Below are 22,219 nucleotides of genomic sequence, written 5' to 3'. Positions count from 1 at the left end.
CATTCCGTGAGGGATCTAACCAGTGACCAGTGACAGCCAACTATCAAGGATTGTTTTGAAGGGCTTTAAGTCTATTGCTGAATGTGACCTTAAGCTTTTGAAACTAAACATACTTATTGGATGTAATGGTGCAGGTAAATCTAACTTCATAGGCTTCTTTCACATGGTTCAGCAGATGATTGAAATGAATCTGCAAGTTTTAGTAAGCCGCCAGGGTGGTCCCGATGCGATCTTGCATTTTGGCCGTAAAACAACTGAGCAATTAGAGATTGGGCTTTATTTTGGAAAGAATGGGTATCTTGCTACGCTTGAACCAACTCAAGACAACCGTCTGATGTTTTCCAAAGAGTCTTTTTGGTGGGACATGAGGGGTGAGTATGAAATCGGTAGTGGTCATTTTGAGACTAATGCTTTACGGGGTAGCGGAACAAGAATTGACAAGTACATATTACCCACGATGCGGCAGTGGCGGGTTTATCATTTCCACGACACAAGCGACAGCGCTTATGTGAAGCAATCACACAGGATTAATGATAATGCTTACTTGCGTTCTGATGCACGCAATCTTGCAGCTTTCCTATATTTATTAAGTGAAAATTATTCGGAATCTTATCGGCGAATTGTCAAAACAATTCGACTTGTTGCTCCTTTCTTTGGTGATTTCTATCTACGTCCTTCTCTACAAAACAATGAGGTGATCGAGTTGGAATGGGTCGAGCAAGGTCAGGATATTCCGTTTAAAGCTCATCTTCTTTCGGATGGAACACTTCGTTTTATATGCCTGGTCACTGTCTTTTTACAACCCACTTCTCTTCAACCCGAAACCATTTTGGTTGATGAACCTGAGCTAGGTCTTCACCCGTATGCAATTACTGTTCTTGCATCGTTAATGCGCTCCGTCGCCAGAGAAAAACAAGTTATTGTTTCAACTCAGTCGGTTGAACTGCTCAATGAATTTAGCGCGGAAGATGTAATTGTTGTGGATCGTGATGATGGTAAATCATTACTCCGAAGATTGAATGAGGATGATTTACACGAGTGGCTTGAAGATTATAGCTTAGGAGAACTGTGGAAGAAGAATATTCTTGGCGGGAGACCTTCACGATGATCCGAATACACGTTTTTGTAGAAGGACAGACGGAAGAAACTTTTGTAAAAGAAGTACTCTGCGAGCATCTTCAGCGAAAAGACATATACCTCAACCCCATTCTTGTGCGAACTAGCTCAACAAGTAAGGGCGGTGTAGTGAGCTATGCAAAGATCAAGCCGCAATTGAATCGTAAATGCCTTGAGGATGGTTCGGCGTTCGTCACTACAATGTTTGATTTATATCGATTGCCAAATGATTTTCCTGGAAGCAGTTCTCAGGCTAGTACGAATGACCCATTTCAGAAAGCTGAATATCTTGAGCAGCAAATGAGCGCAGACATTCAACACCAAAACTTTCTCCCCAATCTACTGGTTCATGAGTTTGAGGGACTCCTGTACAGCAATCCACAAGCTTTTCTCCAATGGTTTGATCAAAGCACAGTAGATAGTTTACAGGCAGATCGTAACTTATTCCTTTCACCTGAACATATTAATGAAGATCCGACAACAGCCCCATCCAAACGAATTATCAAATGTTGCCTTGGATATGAAAAGCCATTACATGGCTCCTTGATTGCAATGGATATTGGGTTGGATACAATACGTCGGCAGTGCCAGCATTTCAATCAATGGTTAACGCGTCTTGAAAATATCAGAGGTGGTAAGGGTTGAAGAGAATATGTTACCCTCAAAAGACAGTAGAAATGTTACTTATGTACTCCATATTTTAGAAAGTTTCCAGCATTATTACTAATTTATAAAAGTGATTTTTTCTTAGATTTTTACAAATAAATCAGTAATTATGAATAATACGAAGATGGACAAAAATATTTACAGTCATTGCGAAGGTCGTGAAGCAATCCCAGCCCTTGCGATTGCTTCATTCCGCTTTGCTCCATTCGCAATGACATTGTGTAATTAATTTTGTCCGATTACTTACAAAGTTTCATAATTCCTAATTCCTAACTAAATTGTCAACGTATGCCAGGTTCGTTGACCAACTATTCCATCCACTGCTAAATTCCGCTGGTTTTGAAAGGCTTTCACAGCAGTCTCTGTCAGCGCCCCAAAAATCCCATCTACTTTAACGGCATAACCGTTAGACACTAACAGCCGTTGTAATGCTCTGACACCAACACCAGAGTTACCGAAATAGAGAGTCGGTAAAGGTTGGCTACTAAACTTCTGGAACCGTCCTGTAGCCTTTGTATGGACTTTACCCCTGGACTGAGAATACTTCTTGGACTTACCTAAGTTAGAAGAAGCTAGGAACTGATTATTTTTGCTGATTTTCTTAAGTATATCTTCTTTCTCTAGTGCGATCGCTGAGGAAGAAGCCTGGAAAGTTCCATCTATCTGCATGAATTCAGGTGGTGTGACTTGGGCAGTTATCTCTAACTGACTCTGTATTGACTGGTTTACATCATTTTCCATCTGAAATAATTGCTGCTGTGGCAAATTCAGCCCAGATGCTTGTCTTATTTTGAACACGCCCGTCATCATTAGGCCAATTTCAGTCATTGTAGTTCGTTTCACTTAAACCAATATTTCTTTTAACAATCAACAGTAGTGCTGTCCAGGATAGGCATACTGACCAAATAAAAATCGTCTATTAATTTTTTCAGATAATGTTGCATAGTCTTGAATTTTAACTAAAGTTTAAACTACTGCATGACAAAATTACTCAGGGCTACTGAACACAATGTCTGTGTAATTTTCTTACTTAATCTGTGTTAATTTTTATATCAGTTTTAAATGTTGAGAAAAGAGGCACCTTGATAAAATACGCGTAAGCGTAGCCTGACCTTAGACATCGCTTAGTACAATCAGTTACGGATACTAAAAAACTTTTTATTTTTTCTCATCTTGCCACAAAGCAATGCCACCTAATAAACCAGTGATATTAGGGATGAGTTTCACATTTAACGGTAGTTGGAAATTCACTCTTACAGCTTCACCACCGCCAATGTAAAGGTAATCATAATTGAACAGACGTTGCAAGGATGCGATCGCCTTTTCTAAACGCCTGTTCCATCTTTTGTCGCCAATTTTTTCTAACTCTGCACGCCTCAGTTGTTGCTCAAAAGTCTCTCCTCTGCGAAACGGATGATGTCCCATTTCCATATTCGGCACCAGTCTACCATCCACAAACAAAGCCGAACCAAACCCTGTACCCAGAGTAATCACTAATTCTACACCTTTAGCTGCGATCGCTCCAAGCCCCTGCATATCTGCATCATTAATCACCCGCACAGGCTTATTTAAGTGTTTTAATAATGCTGTTTCCAAATCAAATCCGATCCAATCTGGATGTAAGTTTACTGCTGTTTCCGTGACTCCACACCGCACCACACCGGGAAAACCTACCGAAACGCGATGAAATTCACCTTGAGCCGATGCTAAGACAACAATTGCATTAATTACAACCTCTGGTGTAGCAGGTTGAGGTGTATCTAAACGTGTCCTTTGCGTTACAGGATTCCCCGTAATATCCAAAACCATAGCTTTAACACCGCTACCGCCAATATCAACCGATAAAGTACGAATTGATCCATTTTCTTCAACCATTGACGGTACATCCTTGTTAATGCTTGTTATTTCGTTATTATCCTCTGCTGCATCTGATCATATCTGGATGTTTGGAGAGTCTTCACATTGGTAGGGAGTGGCGAGTAGGGGGAAATAACCAATACCGCTAAGATAGAGATGCCACAATTTCAGTAATATGCACAGTTTAATTCCACCAAAACGTTTTTTTCCCTACCTCACTTGGACTGAGATCCAGGCAATGCCAGATAAGGAAAATGTAGTAATTATCCAGCCAGTAGGGGCAATTGAACAACATGGCCCCCATCTGCCGTTGATTGTAGATGCTGCCATCGGTGTGGGGGTGCTGGGAAAAGCATTGGAAAAGCTGGATGCCAGTATTCCCGCGTATGCTTTACCAAGCCTTTATTATGGCAAATCTAATGAACACTGGCACTTTCCCGGTACGATTACTCTAAGCACGGCAACTCTCACGGCAATCATTATGGAAGTGGGAGAAAGTATTTACCGGGCTGGGTTTAGAAAACTGGTGTTAATGAACTCCCACGGCGGACAACCCCAAGTTATGCAAATGGCAGCGCGGGATTTGCACGTTAATTATGATGACTTTTTGGTATTTCCGTTGTTTACTTGGCGCGTGCCTAATATTACTAAAGATTTATTGACTCCGAAAGAGGCAGCGTTAGGAATGCACGCCGGAGATGCCGAAACCAGCATTATGCTATCGATTTTGCCAGAACAAGTGAAGCTAGAGAAAGCTGTTGCAGAGTATCCCCCAGAACAGTCAGAAAGTAGTTTACTGAGTTGGGAAGGTAAGTTACCTGTAGCTTGGGTGACGCGAGATATCAGTAAAAGTGGAGTGATTGGCGACCCTACAACTGCAACCAAAGAAAAAGGCGATCGCATCCTCGAATCTGTCGCTAACGGTTGGGTGCAAGTCATTCAAGATGTTTACGCCTTTCGACAACCACAACCCCAGTAAGCAATTCAAAATCATTGAGGATCGGGGATCTCTATATGCGTAACTCCAATAGATTTGCTAATCTAGAAATACTACTGGCGTAGCTGCTTAACATTTATCAAGCAGCAAATTTCTATCAAAAGTAATATAAGAGAAAGAATTATGACGGCGTTTGAACCTCAAAGCATCCGCTCTTATAGCCAAGAAGATGTGCAGCAAATTCTGCATTTAGCGATCGCTCGTCAAGCTAATGACAAAGACACAGAATTTTCTTATGAGCAGATATTAGAAATTGCTGCTGAGTTAGAAATTTCCCCAGAGTCTTTAAAATTAGCAGAACGCGATTGGGAAGTGCAACAGGGACAAGTGCAACAGCGAACAGCTTTTGATGCCTACCGCAAGAGAAGATTTCAGAAGCGTCTTGGCAATTATACAATTTTCAATGGCTTTTTGATACTGGTCGATTTAATCAATGGTGGCGGAATTTCTTGGTCGCTCTACATTTTAGCATTCTGCGGATTGCCAGTAGGGTTTGATGTATGGAATACTTTTCAAATCAAAGGTGAAGAGTACGAAATGGCGTTCCAGAAATGGAGTCGTAGGCATCAAATTAGGAAAACCATTAGTACAGTTTTGAACAGATGGTTTAAAGCGTTGCAGACTTAGTAGATATGGTGGCATTTTTGCTGATTCATGGCTGCTCAAATCTCTTTTTTGAATAAATATGTCTGTTTTAATTCCTGCTTGACTTTTTGATCCCAGTAATTTCCCTCTGTGACACTTGGGGGTGCGGAAGGTGGGATGAATGTACAACAGTCACCTATATTTGTAGTCCTAATCGTAATTCATCAGTTTCTGCACTAAAAGCTGCTGCCAGTTCACGACTAGCGATCGCCACCGGAAAAATTAGGGTGACTGACCATCAATAACATGAGTGAAAATCTTCAGCCGTGATAATCGGGCAAGAAAAATTATCTTTTAGACTGAGTAAATTGCGATCGCCCGTCACGAGATAATCAGCCTCACTGACCACAGCCAAAAGTAAAAAAGGCACATCAAACGGATCACGACATTCAGGAATTACAGGCAAGCGATCGGGCATCGCTACAGCTTCACAAAAGAGTATGTAATCCGATAGTAAATCTTCTTGCTCAGTTGGCGTGAGCTTAAACTTTGGATAAGCCAGCACTCGGATTAACTCAGTCGTTGTCGCTTTAGAAACCACGGGAGTGAAGAGATCGTCCTGCCATGCCAAACGAAGCCTAGATACTCTGCCCCCAAATATCAGCGCCGAGATGATGATGTTAGTATCAATTACTACCCGTGGACAAGCCATTAGGACTGACGCGCCCAAGCCACTGCATCAGCCACATCCTGCTCACTCAGTCCTAAATCCGCCAGCTTAGATCGAACCGCATCAGCCCGCTGAATTTTTACAGGAGTCAGAATAATTTGCCCCCTCTCCACCTTTACCTCAAAATACTCAGCCTCACCGATTTCACGAGTAATACTTTTAGGCAGCGTTAGTTGATTTTTAGAAGTTAACTTGGCGAGCATGACTTGCCTCCTAGCCTTTGCTATCAAATGTAAGGATTCCTTACTTGAGTATATACATCCTACCTTACTAAATCTAAAACCCAATCACAGAAATAGCTTTTTGCTTCTGCTTTGGCGTGACCTCCAGATAATGCTGCAACGTCCCCAGGTCGCTGTAACCAGAGATTTCTTGAATAGTTCTCAAAGGTATCCCCGCACTTGACATCTGCGTGAGGGCAGTTCGCCTAAACGAATGGGTGCTGACTCCTTCTACCCCAATCCGCTTGCAGGCATCGCGGAGAATTTTGTCGGCCATGAATCGAGTCAGATGCTCAGTCTGTCTCTTTAGTTAGCTGCTTCTTTTTTGTACAAGAAAATTTTCATAGCTTACTCGAACAGCATCTGGTACGCTAGAAGCATCAATGAGTTTGAGAGCTTGTTGAAATCTTTTACGGCATATAGAGTTACTTACAATTCTATGTGCAACAAGAGAAGACTTCTTTTGTTGAATCTCAACCATGTGCTGTATTTCTTTTGGTGAAAATTCACGTATCATTTCTTCGTAGAAAGGTTCTGCCTTCCGAGAACTTCCACTTTCATTTCCAATGTAACAACCAACTACTTTTTCAACAAATTCTTCCTGTATAGAAACTGGTAGTGAACCCTGTCTAGACAGTTCTGCTAGTCGTTCTGCAAATGGAGGCTCATTATGAAAGTTATTCCATCCTTGATGAACGTTCCATAGTTGAGTAATTGCTTTTGATATTAGAGTATGCTTCTCAGATTCATTGAGAAGATTAAGCAAACCTATCTTCTCAAAGAATTGTTGAGATATTGCATGGCGCTGTATATCACCTTTTGCTAAATATTCTGAATGTCGATTAATCAGATTAGACCGAATCGCTGAAGTTAGCTTTTCCTTATAATAGGCATATAAATCTATTATATTTAGACGTGCTGGCTCTAGTGTACTTGGGTCGCAATAGATGCCATGAATTGTTCCAAATAATAAACCTCTTTGAGCGTCATGTGTTGCATTCAAGCGTTCTTGCCACAATAAACATTGCCCTTCTGCGAATCGAGAACTTTTGACTGCGGAAATAAAAGCTGCAATATCAACACCACGTGGTGAAGAAGATTCAGCAAGAGCATAATTTACGCAACTGTTAAGAAAAGCAGTAAACTGGCGGTCGTTTAATTGACCAATTGTTGGGTGAGCTGCGGAGAAGTTGTTACGAGTATCCCTGCATTGATCTAAGAAGAAATAACCATCTTCTGTTGCAAGATTGAGCTTCAAACAAAGCTCCAGTAGTTGACTATCTTGAAGATCCAAAAGGTGTTTTTCTTCAAAGTCTTTTTGAAGAATTTGAGCAACTATTGGTAAACCAAAATTTTTAACTTTTTCTCGTAGTTGTAATATAGAAGCATTCCAAGCATAGTTAATTGCACTATCAAAAAGTCCTACACTTACTGCAATGCACATTCTAGCAATTAACTCGCCACGTAAATTTATAGTAGAAATACTACGTAATTCCCTTGGTAAACCTATCCAAGCGTATTCAATATCTTCATCGCTGGCTAACACCTCTCTGGGAATACCCAATGCAGCTATAAATTGATTTACAGCCGGTAGCATAATTTCTGGTAACGGTGGCAATGATGACAATTGGATAGCTGTAGACTGTACCGGGATAATTTCTGACATAAGTATTTTATATAATTACTAACTTACTTATATTTAAAACGAATAAATTAAAATATGTCTTGGGTAAAACCACTGATAATTAAAAATCAAAAGATTTGGTAGACCCAAAACTGACGAGATTATTATTAGACGTATTCATCTAATTTCCCTACATTTTTCAAAAATCTAAAGCAGAGATCGCGTTTTGCTTCTGCTTCTCAGTTACCCCCAAATAACGCTCCAAAGCTGCCAAAGTCCGATGTCCTGATATCTCCTGAATGTGCCGCAACGGTATCCCCGCATCGCTCATCCTGGTTAACGCAGTCCTCCTAAAACACAATGATCATCCATCCTGTCGTGACCAATCCTCAATCTTTAAAGAAGGTACTTGAGAAAAATCTCGATAGTTTCGCGTCACTACAACTGCATCAAGAGCCAAGGCAATTGCCGCAATTCGCATATCCTTCTGTAATCGCTGTTTCGATAACGTGGGATTTTCTAATCGCAATCGCACAAACGTACAAGCAGCAAAATCATCAAAATCCAACACCCTCACCCGTCCAAATAGAGCAACTGTCCGGCTCAACTTTCCATACAGTCGCACAACATCCTCAACTTTTCGCGCACTATTGATTCTCACCACCCAACCATTAAACAATTCCTGAACCGTCACAATAGAAATCACTACCTCTGCTCCCACCTCTGCAACTCGACGGCTCACCTGTGGATGGCGTTCCAATAGCAGCGACACATGATCTGTATCTAACACCCAAAGGCTCATACAGTGCTATTTATATCTAATTCGCGCTCAGTACGGAGTTCCTGAGCAAGAGTTGCAAACTCATCATCTCCTTCAAACATCCCAATAAAATCTGTCCAAGGATTATTGGCAATTTCTAGCGTCAGTACCTCAATATTTGCCAGTCTGACTCTAACTTGCTCTTGTACAGCCGCGATCGCATCCGAACGGGTTTCAGCTTCGGCTACACAATCAGGCAACTCTGGCACTGACGCGATAAAATGCCCCTCGGATGCCTGTTCAACCAGAACATGAAGAGACAGCCTATTCAAACTTGTGACTCTTTGAAGATTCATAGACAGCGATACTAGATTCACTTTCCCCATAATAATGCTTTCTTCTTGCGCCTTTTGGCTTCTGGCATTATCTCCTCCAAAGTGCTACTGAGTGCTGAATGTAGTTAAATCCATCTTATTGTCCCCGAAAACAGCGATCGCCTGCCTTCTCTCGGATGTTGTGCTACCACCGACCACCTTTTAGATAACACCCGTTCCCTGTCACGGTTTAAGCGATAGTAATTTACTTCGGTAAGTTGCTAGTGAATGCCTTCCGATTGAAAGGATAACCTGAATCTATCCGCACCTAAACCACCCAAGAGAGTCTCGTTGCCATTACCGCCATAATATATTTTCCACCTGTGCGTAAGTCGGGTTAGGCATCTTGCCCAACCCAACCAAGTGCCTCTCGTGTTGTCTGCCTCCACAAAAGTTCACTGGATACTTTTTATTCGGAAGTCTCTTAGCAGCTTACAGGCTCGACATTACATCCCGTGCAACTACTAAAGTCTGCTGAATATCCTCTTCAGTGTGAGCCAAAGATGTAAACCCAGCCTCAAATTGAGAAGGTGCCAAGTAAACACCACGCTCTAACATCCCGCGATGGAAGCGTCCAAATTTAGCTGTATCAGACTTTTTCGCATCTTCGTAGTTATGAACTGGGCCAGAAGTAAAGAATAACCCGAACATCGCGCTGATTTGACCACCGCAAGCCGCATGACCAGTTTCTTTGGCTACTTGCAGCAAACCATCTGCTAGCTTTTTAGTAATCCGGTCAAGATACTCGTAACTACCAGGCTTTTGCAGCAATTCCAAAGTCTTAATGCCAGCAGTCATCGCCAAAGGATTACCAGAAAGAGTCCCAGCTTGATATACGGGGCCGGCGGGAGCAACCATTGACATAATATCTCGACGACCGCCATAGGCTCCTACTGGCAAACCACCACCAATCACCTTACCCAAGGTCGTTAAATCGGGAGTGACGCCAAATTTTTCCTGAGCGCCACCGTAAGCAATGCGGAAGCCTGTCATCACTTCGTCAAATACCAATAACGCTCCATACTCGTGAGTTAGTTCCCGTAACCCTTCTAGAAACCCAGCGTCAGGCGCAATAAACCCAGCATTTCCGACAACTGGCTCAAGAATAACACCAGCAATCTCGTTGCGGTTTTCTTCAAACAAGGCTTTGACGGCTTCTAAGTCATTGAAAGGTGCAGTTAAAGTGGTGCTAGTTGACGATTTAGGTACTCCCGGTGAGTCTGGCAAGCCAAGTGTCGCAACACCAGAACCCGCCTTCACTAGAAACGCATCAGCGTGTCCGTGGTAACAGCCTTCAAACTTGATGATTTTATCTCGGTTGGTGAAAGCTCGCATCAGCCGCAAAACTCCCATACAGGCTTCAGTTCCAGAGTTGACAAATCTGACCATTTCGATGCTAGGAACGGCATCAATGACCATTTCTGCCAAAACATTTTCTAGTACTGACGGGGCACCGAAACTGGTACCTTTTTCTAAAGCTTCATGCAACGCTGCAATTACTTCTGGATGAGCATGACCGCAAATAGCTGGCCCCCAGGTGCCTACATAGTCTATGTATTGGTTACCATCTACATCCCAAATATATGCGCCTTTAACACGATCAAAAACGATGGGTTGTCCGCCCACAGATTTAAAGGCGCGAACTGGAGAACTGACTCCTCCTGGCATAAGGTTTTGAGCGGCGGCAAAGACTTCTTGTGATTTTGTTGTTTTAATTGTGGTATTTACCAAGGTTCTCTCCTAACAACGGACAATAAAAAGCTCTATCTTAGGATAGGGTTAAAAACTGCTTAAAATTCTTATTGTATAGAATTAGCTGAACCAAATAAATAACAAATATTATGTTATATAAGTCCAATAAAGACTTACCTTTAGATGTTCAAACTCGATTATCTGAAGCATCCCAGGATCTTTACCGAGTAGCTTTTAACTCGGCAATTCATTGGTATGGTGAAGCGGCAAAAGCTCACAAAGTCGCGTTGAGTGCTGTAAAGATGCAGTCTGCTATGCAACGAAATGCTCTTGTTTAGCTGAAACAGCAAGAAGCCTCTTACTTACCGCGAAGTGGAAGTGATGAGATGAATTGCGCGGGAGTTGACGACAGTCCTCCGACTAATGCGATAGGGAGAGAGGAGGACGTAGAGGAAACGAACAAATCGAAGTTAAAATTAATAAATAGGGGCGGCAGGGCATTCCGTCTCTTTAATAAAGCTCATCGCCTCCTAAGCAATAGCCGGATTGGGTGAGAAGCCTACACTCCACTGCTTGCAGTCAGTGTAGGAGTATGTCACAGCTAGATAAGATAGTTCAATTGAAAAAATATGCCAGCTGCTCTATTTAGAATGGTATCGTGAATCCATGAATTATTCTCATTAGAGCAAATTAGCTGGTATGTCTTCTAACGATTCGCGCTTACTACATTACGCCATCCCTGTTGAGGAAATTCGCTACGATGAACGGGGTCTAGTACCTACAATTGTCCAAGATTATTTGGATGGTACTGTCCTGATGATGGCGTGGATGAATCAGGAGTCGTTACAAAAAACTTTAGAAACTGAAGAAACTTGGTTTTGGAGCCGTTCCCGGCAAGAATTGTGGCACAAGGGGGCGACTTCTGGACATCTTCAGAAAGTGCAGAGTATCCGTTATGACTGTGATAGTGATGCGCTGCTTATAGGGGTAGAGCAATTAGGAGATATTGCCTGCCACACTGGAGAACGCAGTTGCTTTCACCAAATAGAAGGGAAAATTGCTCCACCACCAGGGGATACATTATCGCAATTGTTTCAAATAATATGCGATCGCCGCGATCATCCAATTGAAAGTTCCTACACCTGTAAACTATTCGCAGGTGGTGATAATAAAATTTTGAAAAAGATTGGTGAGGAAACTGCTGAGGTGGTAATGGCCTTTAAGGACGATGAAGCAGATGCGATCGCAGGTGAAGTCGCTGATTTGCTATATCATACTTTGGTTGCCTTAGCTCACCATCAAGTTGATTTGAAATCTGTATATCGTAAGTTGCAAGAACGTCGCCAGTAGAGCAAAAAAAACAAGTTATCTTACCGTGGGGATTATCTCACTCAGCCAAAATTCGATTGAGGTACTGTAAAATTGCCACGACAAACACCACACTCAAAGAAAAGCCTAGCCACAAACTATCAGTAATGATGCGCGGTTGATCTAATGCCCATCCACCTAAGGGATGACCAATAAAAGAACCAACAGCCCAGCATACAGCGTTGATGGAGAAATAAACGCCGCGTTGATTTTCCGGGGCTAACTCAGTGACTAAAGCGGCAGCAGATGGGGTGTAAGAAACAATCGCCACAGCAAATACTCCCAATGCCAATGCTACCCAAACCAGATGATGAGACGAGGCAGTGCCACTAACCCAAATGAGGCTAAAACCAATTGCCCAGAGAATGGCGGAAACAGTGAGTGCGAGTGTGTGAGAACAACGTTTTAAGGCGCTGGTAACAGGTAATTGACAGATAATGGCTAGCATCAGATGCCAAGCAAACAGAACGCTAATAATAGTTTGGGCAGATCCTTTCGCAGTACTTTCTATGACAAAGTTTTTAAAGTAAAGCGGCAGAGTGCTGTGTATTTGAGAAATATAGATTGTGAAGAATATATTAACTGCTATGTAGACCAAGAAACGGCGATCGCTTAATACTGGCATCCAAGAAGCAATATATTGTGTCTTCTCCAATTCCTTTATCTGCTGTTGTTCGGTTTCACTAATCCCCACATAGACAACCCCAAAAAATACCACAAAAGAGATGGCATCGATCACAAATAGCCAGCGATAACTGCCAATTATCGCAATCAAAAACCCTGCTAGCACAATTCCCATAGCTAACCCAAGATTATCTGCTAATCGGGCAATCGCAAAAGTTTCGCGGCGATTGTCAATCTGGGTAGCATCAGCAATAACAGCTTCAGCCGCAGGCCAATAGAAACCTATCCCTAACCCGCTAATCAAGCTACCAATTACCAAAATAGTAAAATTATTGGTTGCAGCTAAAACTAAAGAACCAATTGCTGAAATCGCCGTCGCTAGCAACAAAGTGCGGCGTCGTCCCCATTCTCCAGAATCAGCCAAAGAACCACCCACAATCCGCCCGACAATGCCGGAAATCGAGCCACTACCCAAGGCTACCCCGACACTAGTTGCAGATAGACCAACTTGATTAACAAAAAAGATCGGGGCGTAAAACAAGGTAAAGCCGGTGCCAACTTCCGAGAGAAATCTACCAATTGCGAAAATCCAGACCTGGGGATGTATCGAAGGTAGCCACGATGATAACTCAGATTGAGAAGCTAATTTCATCAGCTTAAATGTCATAGTTTCGTGACATTTTTGTAATTCTTATCATTGGCTGCAATTTTCCTCACTCATTCCACAGGGTTTCCACAGGGATTTTAGCAGTTTTCCCCAGGTGTTTTACGAGCTAATAAGCTTCTTGCCGTCTGACTGGGGATTGTTAATTAACAGTGGCAAGGAACTTTAAGTACTGAGTTTTTATGAAGTAAAGTAACGAAAAATCGGCTTAAAGGCTGATTATTGCGTTCGTATTTATTTTTTATACAATCGTTTTTAACATTTCGCAGCATTGACAAACCTACCCCCTGTTGGCGCACAATGATTCGGCTTGCTCTAATAGTCGGTTCAACCGTTGGTATCAAATGTGTAATATATATTACCATCAGATGTGGACGGCGATTGTCGAACTGGCGAAAGAGCGTGTGAAGTAGCTTGATTGCCGCTTCATTACAAGCAACTTGTCCCTCTTGATTATCCTCATAGGAGGAAAATCTCATGAAAGCAACGGTTAGCATCTTTACTGAAATTCCTGAAACACTCCACGAATCCTTAAAAAACTATTTAGAAACCCATCCCGATTGGGATGAAAACAGAGTATTGAGGGCGGCGCTATCATTGTTTTTACTCCAAAATGGAGATAGCGATCGCCGTGCGGCCCGAGTTTATCTAGAAACTTTGTTTTACCACTCCTCAGTAGAAATACCCTGCATTGATTCACCAGCAACGGCTAATCTACTAGACACCCCATAGGTACTAGTCTGAAGGGTCTTATACTGGCTCATGCCCTAATATGGACACGGCAAATCGTGTCCTATCAAGAGGATTTTGACCCGAAGTAATCGGCCATATGGGAGCAATATTACAACAAAAAAGATCAGTAGATTCTGATCTTAAGAAGGTTCCAATAGTTTCTCATGTTGCCAAAACTATTTGGTAATAGCGCCAGATTTAGAATTGAAACAAAACCTGAGTATATTAGCTGACCGTTAGTTACTTGTTATCTAGCGGTTATTATCTGGCTGCAAACATTTTAGCGATGCACAGTTAGGGACTTCCAAATAAAAAACATCCCATAGCAGAGGGAGAAGGGGGAAGAAGTCGCGTTCAGTGCACAAATTGGATAATTTATTTTTTGGAGTTCCTTAGTATAGACTCTTGATTTTGTTGAGTAATTTATTCCTTGGAAGTCCCTAAAGTCGAAGAAATTCACCAATTGCTCCCACAAGAGTCAACAGTCAAGAGTTAAAAAACTCTAGACCATAAACTCAGGAATTGACTTCCAAGTGGTGGGGGTGAGCAGCAGATTCAAACTTGTACCCTACGCCACGTACAGTTTGAATTAATGCTGGCTGAGTAACATCAATTTCAATCTTTTTACGAATTTGACCAATATGTACATCTACAACCCGTTGGTCGCCGACATATTCATAATCCCATACCTCTTGGATTAGCTCCGCACGCCGCCAAACTCGACCTGGATGACTGGCCAAAAAATGCAACAAGTCAAATTCCAGCGCAGTTAACAGTACAGGTTGGTTATTCAGTGCTACCTCCCGTCGCACTGGATCAATCATAAGTTTTTCAAATACCAAGCGTTTCTGCTCGGCGGTAGTTATCACTCGCTGACGCCTCAAAATCGCTCCCACTCTGACTTCTAGCTCTCCCAGCCCAAAAGGCTTGGTGAGATAGTCATCAGCACCTTTAGAAAAGCCGCGAATTTTGTCAGCTTCGTCAGTACGGCTAGTCAACATCAAAACAAAAACACCATTACGACTTTGCATCTCTTGGCAGAGGTTAAACCCAATTACATCTGGTAAATTCACATCTAGAATTACCAAATCAGGGTTAAATTGCTCAAATAGAGTTAAGGCTGTCTTTCCGTCTTCGGCAGCCTCTACCTGATAGTTCTGCTTCATTAAAAAGCGTTGGATTAAATTCCGAACCGCAGGGTCGTCGTCAACTACAAGAATCTTGGCAGGAGCCATGACCATTACTTTACACAAAAATTCGTAAGATTAATAAGAGGGTTGGTAAAACGCAGTTATCACTTTGGAACTAACTAAGAATCTACATGGCTACGGCATGAGAATCCTGATCATTCAAAAATAAATACTGTAATCAGGATTGTGGACGATGAGAACGCTAAACTCGTGTTAGCCACAGTTGCAAGAGTTCTTGACATCGAGACACCTTCTTGATCCCAGTTAAGTGGTAACTAAAAACGTTTCAATTTTAAATCGATATGCGGATATGCACCACAAGCGATTATTCAGTATAGTTAAAAAAACTCTGTTAAGGTACAGTAAGTTGCCAAATCTGAAACAGTAGAGTTAATTTTTTCATAAAAACTATACTATGTGTTTAAGTACTCTCGGTTCCAATTCTAGATTAGAGCCAGAACTGGGCAACGACATGAGGGTATACACTGAGTTGTGGCGATATGTTAAAGTGAGTATAGTTGAAATTACAAAGTCGATTAAGCTAAGCCGTGCTAGTATCCTGATAGGATATAAAAATAGGTCGAGACTTTAGTTTCGATCAAAGAAAAACCTAAAACTGTTTTTTATTAGACATAAGTACTGCCGCTGACTGAGGCTGAAGTAACAAACTCCTATGAGCGATCAAAATCCCTACAAAAAACTTGGGGTATCAGAAGAGGCTAGCTTCGATGAAATTCAGGATGCTCGTAATCGCCTATTCGAGCAACATAGTGGCGATGCCAAGCATTTAGAAGTAATTGAAGCAGCCTACGATGCGATTTTAATGGATCGCTTACGGATGCGCCAGGAAGGTAAAATCAAAGTACCTGAACGCATCCGGTTTCCAGAGTTGCGAGTGCAATCCCTTCCTAAAGAAAGTCCAACCCCTCGCGAGCAGTCACCTGCATGGCTGCAAAGGACGCTGGATCAACCATCGCCTGCGGATATACTCTTACCAGGAGCTTGGTATCTGGGTTTGAGTACTATTAGTGTGTTTTACCCACAGGGAGGCGATCAGGTTTTGCAGTTAGCATTGATGGTTGGGGTAAGTGCCAGTATTTACTTTCTCAATCGCAAAGAAGGCAAATTTGGCCGAGCAGTTTTGTTCACCCTGGTCGGTTTAATAATTGGTTTAATCGTAGGGGGACTTGTTGCTAGCTTGTTGCTATCACAAATACCATTCATTAATCTGACATCGAATCAGTTCTCTACGGTGCTGACGTTTATATTGTTGTGGTTGGTTAGTAGCTTTCTGCGCTAAATTAATACCCGTAAGGAAGCCTCTGTAAAAAAGATGTGATTAATGTATGTTCTTCGTTTAGATGCAACAGGCGGTAAAATAGCACAGTTTTAGTTATCAAAATATAACAAGCGATCGCCTATTAATTTAACCTGTTGCAACTGTGGGGACTGTCTAGACAAAGGGTTTAGGCTGTAGGACTAAATCTACAGCAGCGCTGAAATCCTTAACGATTAAGTCGGGGTGGTAAAGTTCCAATTGGGTGCGATCGCGGATACCAGATTCTACAGCCATCACCTTAATACCGTAATTTTTGGCGGCGGTGATGTCGGCTTCCGTGTCTCCCACCATCCAGGTATCAGAAGCTGGGGGCAGTTCTTTTAATGCCCTAGCCATCAACAAAGGCTTGTCTTCAATATCACGAGTTTTAACGTAGTCGTTAGTCAGGCAATAACAACGATTTTCTGGGAAAAATTTCCCTAAATCATATTTTTTGAAGGCATAATCTAGTTCCCGAACTCGGCGCATCGTCATAACTGCCAAATCAATTCCAGCTTGTTGAATTTTTAACAGTGCATCTACAGCACCGGGCAGGAGAGTGTCATAGTTGAAATAAGGTTCTGTATGGGCTGTTTGCCGCCGCAACTGGACAAATTCTTGCGCTTGGGCTTCGTCTAACCCAGAATTTAAGGCGATTTGTTTTTCGGGAACGCGCGATCGCTTTAACTGCCAAAATTCCGCTTTCGGAAGTTCTTGCACAACTTGGTTTGGGCGACGGGTTTTCTCCAAGCAGAATTGATAAACACGGTAGTACCGTTCGGAAACATCAATAATTGGGCCGTCGAAGTCAGTAATAAGTCTTAGCATCGGCGGAAAGTGTTAATTTTTATTAAAATTATCTCAGATATATTACTATTTTTCGACAGACAAACTTCACTATAGCAATCCTATTTGAGTTGTGAAATGACACCTATTACCAACGAACTGAGAAGAAGATGAAATTAAACTCTTGCAAGCAGTACTGCAACATGGGAATCAAGAAATTGTAGCAATAGCATTTGAGCCTTTAAAAGCGTTCCCCCCTGCATTTGTATTTCCAGGAACGGCTGAAACTATTGCAGAGTTTAATCATGAATGTGGACATTTTTGGTTTGCACTGTATGCTGGACAGCCTGATTGGGTCATTATGTGTACTAAGCTAGATTTTCTTGTTATTACTGGAAAGCATAGTTTTGTTAATAAATTTTTAGGCTGTGAAATCCAACCAGCTTTTACTGACTTCTACGAATTAGCATTAAGTTATTCTGATGATGATCCTGAAAAAAAGTCTTTACTACAGGTGTACAATCTACTTTGGCGTGAATATCCTAATATAAATTCTGGAGAAATTATCCAACTTTTGCCTGTGTCGTGAGCGGTGCATTGGGTGTTTCGCTGTAGCGCAACCTACTGGCTGGATTTAGTATCAGCACTTTATTGCAAAGTACCGCGTTTAATTTGTTCGCTTTCAATGGCTTCAAATAAGGCGCGAAAGTTACCTTCGCCAAAACCTTTAGCTTGAAAACGGCGCTCAATAAATTCAAAGAAAAATGTCGGCTGTTCAAAAATGGGCTGGGTGAAAATTTGTAGTAGTAGGGGTGCGGTTTGTCGTGCCACAACGGGAGTATATTCTTGCCAGTCCACTAGAATTTCTTGTTGAGCGATCGCCTCAAGTTCTAGAGTGGATAGGGGGAGTCCTGGACGCTGTTTTAATTGCGAGTAGTAGCTTTGGGGAACTGAGAGTAAGGATAAACCACTGGCACGAAATTTAGCGATCGCACTTATAAGATTAGTCGTCCGCAAGGCAATATGTTGAATTCCTGGCCCCCGATTTACATCTAAAAATTCTTGAATTTGGGAATTACTAGAAGCTGGTTCATTAATTGGTAATTGGACGCTACCGTTACGCGAAACCATCACCTGGCTGTGTAATGCAGAGCGATCAGTTTTAATTTTAAATGCCTGCTGGGGTTGAAAATCTAGGATCTTTCCATACCAAGCGACAGCACGCTCTAATTCACCAACTGCTACATTCAGCACGATGTGATCTATGGCGGTAAAAGTATTGTCCGTCGTCATTTGTCCGTTGTCATTTGTATTAGTTACAAATGACTTTTCTATCAACGTATGAGTCAGTCCGCCCCAAGCGGCAATTTTGCTCCACTTGAGAGATGCAATACCCGTATTGTCTTCCTGGATGGGCTGTAATACTTTGGCACCATGTCTTTGAGCAAGTGCGATCGCGACTTCTACATCTTCGACAGCAAAAGCAACATCTACCACACCAGGGGGATATTGACGCAGAAACTCGGCTACTGGACTTGTAGGCAACAGTGGTGAAGACAGAAAAAAGCAGACAGCACCACTTTTCACCACTTCTGTACAAGTGTGAAATGAATTGATGCGATCGGTTACTGCTTGAAAACCAAGATGGTGTACAAACCAATCCCGCCATACTTTAGCGTCTTCTACATAGAAATGAACGTGATCAATTTTCATAAATACTGAAAAATCAGCATAACAGTTTATATATCTGTAAATTTTGCCTTTTTTGCTAGATTTTCACGTCTTTCCTAAGCAAGAATTTTGTAGGCGTACTGGCACTTTAAAAGAATAGATGACTATCAGCTTGAATATTAATTTCCATTGGCACAGCTTGCGGTTCGGCAGAAAGGGCAAAGAAAATAGCATTGGCAGCAGTTTCAGGACTAAGCATTTTTTTCCGGTCTACTTTGAGGTTCACGTTATCCCAGAAAGGAGAATCTACCCCACCAAAGTAGAATAGCGTGAACTTGATACCAAAACGCTTGAGTTCCTCTGCCATGCACTTACTGAAACCGACAACACCAAACTTAGAAGCAGAATAAGCTGCTGCCATCGGCATCGAATGCTTGCCCAGAATTCCTACTACATTACAGATATGACCAGACTTGCGCTTTTGCATCTCTTCAGCAGCCGCCTGAGTGGTGTAAAAGCTGCCTTTTAAGTTGACATCTAGCATCTTGTCTAAATCAGCTGGTTCCAGGCTGTTGTAGGGCTTGAGTATACCAGCACCAGCTGCATTCACCAAAATATCGATTTGACCAAACTCAGCGATGGTCTTTTTGATCAAAATATCTACTTGTTGGGGGTCAGTAATATCTGTGGGAACGGTCAAAACTTGCCCTGGTAAATCAGTTGCCAGTGTTGTTAAACGAACTGTATCTCTCGCAGCCAGTACCAAGCGAACTCCAGTAGGCGCAAGTTTGTGTATTAAGGCTGAACCAATGCCACCAGTTGCACCGACAACAACAACGACTTTATCCTGCATTGCATTATTTACATTTCTTTACATCTTTTTACATAATACAGAATTACAGGCTCAGGTTCTACATAGACATCCAGAAAGTATTTATTCGCAAAGTAGCGGCTGCTCGTCAGACATTGCTACTTCATATTCTTTGCCATTCGCCTTTAATGTAAATGTGGGAGATGATTCTAAATATTTAGTAAAACTAGAACCTAACTTTAATTTTTTGACAATTGAACTAGGAGATTCTCTAGTTATTTTCTGTAACTCTGAACCTAGCTTGGACACAGATAATTTAGTTTGGGGAGATTTTATTTGTATATCTTGAATAATTTTTGATAGGAAAATATCTAATGTTTTTCCATCAGATATTTTAGCAAAATCTTCTTGTTCTTGTTCTTGCTCTTGCTCTTGCTCTTTAATAGATTGTATAAATGACTCTTCTGGAACAGGAGTTATTTCTTCAATGTGTGGTTGCTTTTGATTATGATTAGTATTGATATTGCATCTTTCTTTAAATAAACTCGCAATAGCCACTAAGCTGTTTAATCTAGCATTGATTGATTCCTGTTCACTTTTAATTAAATCTTGAATTTGCTCAACCACTTTTTCAAGGGATGGAACTTCTGTTGCAATTGTTAAGGAATAATGAGTTAATTTGCCAGTATTCCTGTTTTCTATATGCAAAGTTTGCCCTTGTCTACGTACTGAATAGACAATCAATCCTTGGTTTTGGAGTTCGTTACACAGGTGAATTAAAATTCCATCGCTAGAACAGACCAAGATTTCTTTAACTGTTGGATAAGAGCGTAAAACACAAGCGCCAAATGCGATCATTTTTGCATCAGCACTATCCTTACCCTCAGGCACATGGACAAGTTGATAGCCACGGTTATATAATTCAATATCCTGCTTCCCAATACTGGGATTTCTCCAGTTAGCAAATGCAATTTTAACTTGGAGAGGATATTCACATACACTAGCTAAAAATAATTCAGAATTAATATCTAATTTTAAGTTTTCTGCATCCAAAAGTAGAACTGAGATTCCTATTTCTAATTGATGTTTAATTTCAGTTTTTTGTTGAAGTTTTTGGATCAATTGGCTGAACGTATCAGATTCTAGCCAATCAGGCGATAATATAGTTTGCAGTAGTTTTTCAGCTAATATAAAACTAAAAGAGCTAAGACTTTCCTCTGTAACTTTTTCTTCTAATAGGTTTTTTACTAAAAAAAGTTCTCTAGCTTCAGGTATAGATACTTTACTGTGTCCATTGCTGTTAGCAAGCAAATTACTTTCTAAAGAATGAGGGAATACAGGCTCAAGGAATTGTTTACCACAATTTTTGCAGAGGTAATTCTGCTTGTCATTCCGACGACCATTTTTACGATATAAAGTAGATTCGCACCGGGGACATTTCATCTTAATGATTCAGGTGGTCTAGAGCAGATACTCGTTCTTAAGTATACAGTATAAAAAAGTACTGTCAACATCAGTTTGCATTGCCCAACACAAAAAAAAACTCAAAGCAAGCGGAAATTAAATTCAACCCCTAATTTCCGCTTGTACTATGTAGTAGCGCTCTGAATAGCTAGAATTGAGAAACACTTCAACTGACACGGGCGAAAACGTAGTCGCGGGTGCGAGAATCCACGGGGTTAGTAAAGATTTTATTTGTAGTACCAAATTCAACCATTTGAGTAATGCGATTTTCATTACTATCAAAAAAAGCCGTAAAATCAGATAGACGAGTAACTTGCTGCATGTTGTGAGTAACAATTACAATTGTCAACTCAGAGCGTAAGTTATGGATCAGATGCTCAATTTTCATGCTACCGATAGGATCAAGACCTGAACAAGGTTCATCCATCAAAAGAACATTCGGTTTAACTGCTAAAGCACGGGCGATACATAGTCTTTGTTGTTGACCGCCAGAAAGCTCTAAAGCAGACTTGTGCAGCTTGTTTTTCACTTCATCCCAAAGTTCGGCAGCTTTGATGGCAGATTCAATAATCCCATCTAATTCTACTTTTGGATGCCATCCAACTAATTTCACTCCATAGGCAACATTATCATAAACGCTCATGGGAAAAAGATTTGGCTTAGGAAAAACCATACTAATTTGGCGGCGTAGCCTGTTTAAGTTCACACGACGCTCATAAATATTCTGTCCAAAAAATTCTACTCTTCCTTCAATCTTCGCTTCTCCTTCTAGTTCACTCATGCGATTTAACGATTTAATAAAAGTAGACTTGCCACAACCACTAGAACCAATAATTGCCGTGACTTGGTTTTGGTAAATATCCATTGACACGCCTTCAACTATCTTTTGAGTGTTGTAATAGAAGCTGAAGTTTTTGACTCTGATAGCTGGAATTAGTTTACTCATATTCCCAAGACGTGTGAAACAAA

26 protein-coding genes and 2 pseudogenes are annotated in these 22,219 nt (G+C 41.4%); 10 read left to right on the top strand and 18 right to left on the bottom strand.

Going from position 1 to position 22,219, the window contains the following annotated elements; all coding sequences use genetic code 11:
• Positions 1-22: 22 nt before the first annotated feature.
• Positions 23-1,108 (top strand): AAA family ATPase, encoded by a 1,086-nt coding sequence (locus tag F8S12_RS23600; protein ID WP_196518752.1) that lies wholly within the window; start codon positions 23-25, stop codon positions 1,106-1,108.
• Complete coding sequence (locus tag F8S12_RS23595) at positions 1,105-1,761, top strand: DUF4276 family protein (RefSeq protein WP_196518751.1); 657 nt, start codon at positions 1,105-1,107, stop codon at positions 1,759-1,761. Before F8S12_RS23600 ends, F8S12_RS23595 begins: the two co-directional genes overlap by 4 nt.
• A gap of 294 nt (positions 1,762-2,055) precedes the next feature.
• Here F8S12_RS23595 and F8S12_RS23590 read toward each other — a convergent pair whose 3' ends face one another.
• Positions 2,056-2,610 (bottom strand): peptidoglycan-binding domain-containing protein, encoded by a 555-nt coding sequence (locus tag F8S12_RS23590; protein ID WP_196518750.1) that lies wholly within the window; start codon positions 2,608-2,610, stop codon positions 2,056-2,058.
• A gap of 330 nt (positions 2,611-2,940) precedes the next feature.
• Positions 2,941-3,657, bottom strand: coding sequence for an ROK family protein (locus F8S12_RS23585; RefSeq protein ID WP_196518749.1), 717 nt, complete (start codon positions 3,655-3,657; stop codon positions 2,941-2,943).
• Positions 3,658-3,814: 157 nt separating this feature from the next.
• Between F8S12_RS23585 and F8S12_RS23580 the strand changes: the two genes are divergently transcribed.
• From F8S12_RS23580 to F8S12_RS23570, 3 genes are all read left to right on the top strand, one after another.
• On the top strand, positions 3,815-4,618 hold the full coding sequence (locus tag F8S12_RS23580) for a creatininase family protein (RefSeq protein WP_196518748.1): 804 nt from the start codon (positions 3,815-3,817) through the stop codon (positions 4,616-4,618).
• A gap of 141 nt (positions 4,619-4,759) precedes the next feature.
• Positions 4,760-5,263: a 2TM domain-containing protein gene (locus F8S12_RS23575; protein WP_196518747.1), complete on the top strand. Its 504-nt coding sequence runs from the start codon at positions 4,760-4,762 to the stop codon at positions 5,261-5,263.
• Positions 5,264-5,349: 86 nt separating this feature from the next.
• Complete coding sequence (locus tag F8S12_RS23570; RefSeq protein ID WP_196518746.1) at positions 5,350-5,526, top strand: hypothetical protein; 177 nt, start codon at positions 5,350-5,352, stop codon at positions 5,524-5,526.
• On the opposite strand, the gene F8S12_RS23565 is transcribed toward F8S12_RS23570, so the two are convergent.
• From F8S12_RS23565 to hemL, 8 genes and pseudogenes are all read right to left on the bottom strand, one after another.
• Positions 5,520-5,933 (bottom strand): putative toxin-antitoxin system toxin component, PIN family, encoded by a 414-nt coding sequence (locus tag F8S12_RS23565; RefSeq protein ID WP_196518745.1) that lies wholly within the window; start codon positions 5,931-5,933, stop codon positions 5,520-5,522. The genes F8S12_RS23570 and F8S12_RS23565 overlap by 7 nt on opposite strands.
• Positions 5,933-6,154, bottom strand: coding sequence for an AbrB/MazE/SpoVT family DNA-binding domain-containing protein (locus F8S12_RS23560; protein WP_196518744.1), 222 nt, complete (start codon positions 6,152-6,154; stop codon positions 5,933-5,935). Before F8S12_RS23560 ends, F8S12_RS23565 begins: the two co-directional genes overlap by 1 nt.
• Before the next feature lie 73 nt (positions 6,155-6,227).
• A pseudogene (locus tag F8S12_RS23555) lies at positions 6,228-6,464 on the bottom strand (tyrosine-type recombinase/integrase); the annotation flags it as partial.
• Between the two features lie 18 nt (positions 6,465-6,482).
• On the bottom strand, positions 6,483-7,838 hold the full coding sequence (locus tag F8S12_RS23550; RefSeq protein ID WP_196518742.1) for a hypothetical protein: 1,356 nt from the start codon (positions 7,836-7,838) through the stop codon (positions 6,483-6,485).
• Positions 7,839-7,995: 157 nt separating this feature from the next.
• Positions 7,996-8,157, bottom strand: coding sequence for a tyrosine-type recombinase/integrase (locus F8S12_RS23545; RefSeq protein WP_331001430.1), 162 nt, complete (start codon positions 8,155-8,157; stop codon positions 7,996-7,998).
• 3 nt (positions 8,158-8,160) lie between these two features.
• On the bottom strand, positions 8,161-8,598 hold the full coding sequence (locus F8S12_RS23540) for a type II toxin-antitoxin system VapC family toxin (RefSeq protein WP_196518741.1): 438 nt from the start codon (positions 8,596-8,598) through the stop codon (positions 8,161-8,163).
• Complete coding sequence (locus F8S12_RS23535; RefSeq protein WP_230968218.1) at positions 8,595-8,942, bottom strand: type II toxin-antitoxin system HicB family antitoxin; 348 nt, start codon at positions 8,940-8,942, stop codon at positions 8,595-8,597. Before F8S12_RS23535 ends, F8S12_RS23540 begins: the two co-directional genes overlap by 4 nt.
• A 420-nt stretch (positions 8,943-9,362) precedes the next feature.
• Positions 9,363-10,661, bottom strand: coding sequence for a glutamate-1-semialdehyde 2,1-aminomutase (gene hemL, locus F8S12_RS23530; RefSeq protein WP_196518740.1), 1,299 nt, complete (start codon positions 10,659-10,661; stop codon positions 9,363-9,365).
• Between the two features lie 110 nt (positions 10,662-10,771).
• On the opposite strand from hemL, the gene F8S12_RS23525 reads away from it, so the two are divergent.
• Together F8S12_RS23525 and hisIE are read left to right on the top strand one after the other, a co-directional pair.
• Complete coding sequence (locus tag F8S12_RS23525; RefSeq protein ID WP_196518739.1) at positions 10,772-10,960, top strand: ChaB family protein; 189 nt, start codon at positions 10,772-10,774, stop codon at positions 10,958-10,960.
• 361 nt (positions 10,961-11,321) lie between these two features.
• Complete coding sequence (hisIE, locus tag F8S12_RS23520; protein WP_196518738.1) at positions 11,322-11,972, top strand: bifunctional phosphoribosyl-AMP cyclohydrolase/phosphoribosyl-ATP diphosphatase HisIE; 651 nt, start codon at positions 11,322-11,324, stop codon at positions 11,970-11,972.
• Between the two features lie 37 nt (positions 11,973-12,009).
• Here the strand turns inward: hisIE and F8S12_RS23515 are convergent, their stop codons facing one another.
• Complete coding sequence (locus F8S12_RS23515; RefSeq protein WP_196518737.1) at positions 12,010-13,281, bottom strand: MFS transporter; 1,272 nt, start codon at positions 13,279-13,281, stop codon at positions 12,010-12,012.
• A gap of 143 nt (positions 13,282-13,424) precedes the next feature.
• Positions 13,425-13,757: a hypothetical protein gene (locus tag F8S12_RS23510; protein ID WP_230968217.1), complete on the bottom strand. Its 333-nt coding sequence runs from the start codon at positions 13,755-13,757 to the stop codon at positions 13,425-13,427.
• Here F8S12_RS23510 and F8S12_RS23505 point away from each other — a divergent pair.
• Positions 13,756-13,947 (top strand): annotated as a pseudogene (locus F8S12_RS23505) (DUF2811 domain-containing protein); the annotation flags it as partial. The gene F8S12_RS23510 and the pseudogene F8S12_RS23505 overlap by 2 nt on opposite strands.
• Before the next feature lie 578 nt (positions 13,948-14,525).
• Here F8S12_RS23505 and F8S12_RS23500 read toward each other — a convergent pair.
• Entirely contained in the window at positions 14,526-15,251 is a 726-nt protein-coding gene (locus tag F8S12_RS23500; RefSeq protein WP_196518734.1) for a response regulator transcription factor, read from the bottom strand.
• Positions 15,252-15,873: 622 nt separating this feature from the next.
• Here F8S12_RS23500 and F8S12_RS23495 point away from each other — a divergent pair.
• Positions 15,874-16,500: a CPP1-like family protein gene (locus tag F8S12_RS23495; protein ID WP_196518733.1), complete on the top strand. Its 627-nt coding sequence runs from the start codon at positions 15,874-15,876 to the stop codon at positions 16,498-16,500.
• A gap of 153 nt (positions 16,501-16,653) precedes the next feature.
• Here the strand turns inward: F8S12_RS23495 and F8S12_RS23490 are convergent, their stop codons facing one another.
• Positions 16,654-17,346: an HAD family hydrolase gene (locus F8S12_RS23490; protein ID WP_196518732.1), complete on the bottom strand. Its 693-nt coding sequence runs from the start codon at positions 17,344-17,346 to the stop codon at positions 16,654-16,656.
• Positions 17,347-17,488: 142 nt separating this feature from the next.
• On the opposite strand from F8S12_RS23490, the gene F8S12_RS23485 reads away from it, so the two are divergent.
• Complete coding sequence (locus F8S12_RS23485) at positions 17,489-17,893, top strand: hypothetical protein (protein WP_196518731.1); 405 nt, start codon at positions 17,489-17,491, stop codon at positions 17,891-17,893.
• A 59-nt stretch (positions 17,894-17,952) separates the two neighbouring features.
• Here F8S12_RS23485 and hppD read toward each other — a convergent pair whose 3' ends face one another.
• The 4 genes from hppD to pstB all read right to left on the bottom strand — a co-directional run bounded on the left by hppD (position 17,953) and on the right by pstB (position 22,196).
• Positions 17,953-19,017, bottom strand: coding sequence for a 4-hydroxyphenylpyruvate dioxygenase (gene hppD, locus F8S12_RS23480; RefSeq protein ID WP_196518730.1), 1,065 nt, complete (start codon positions 19,015-19,017; stop codon positions 17,953-17,955).
• Positions 19,018-19,123: 106 nt separating this feature from the next.
• Positions 19,124-19,828 carry an SDR family oxidoreductase gene (locus F8S12_RS23475; RefSeq protein ID WP_196518729.1) on the bottom strand — a complete coding sequence of 235 codons (705 nt, stop codon included), beginning with the start codon at positions 19,826-19,828 and terminating at the stop codon, positions 19,124-19,126.
• An 81-nt stretch (positions 19,829-19,909) separates the two neighbouring features.
• Positions 19,910-21,229: an IS1/IS1595 family N-terminal zinc-binding domain-containing protein gene (locus tag F8S12_RS23470; protein WP_196518728.1), complete on the bottom strand. Its 1,320-nt coding sequence runs from the start codon at positions 21,227-21,229 to the stop codon at positions 19,910-19,912.
• A 187-nt stretch (positions 21,230-21,416) separates the two neighbouring features.
• Positions 21,417-22,196, bottom strand: a complete 780-nt coding sequence (pstB, locus tag F8S12_RS23465; RefSeq protein WP_196518727.1) for a phosphate ABC transporter ATP-binding protein PstB — start codon at positions 22,194-22,196, stop codon at positions 21,417-21,419.
• Positions 22,197-22,219 lie beyond the last annotated feature (23 nt).

It is taken from the genome of Nostoc sp. WHI, assembly GCF_015714725.1.
Classification (GTDB): domain Bacteria; phylum Cyanobacteriota; class Cyanobacteriia; order Cyanobacteriales; family Nostocaceae; genus Nostoc.
Note: the sequence above shows the minus strand (reverse complement) of the source record. Positions and strands in the feature narration are given on the sequence as shown.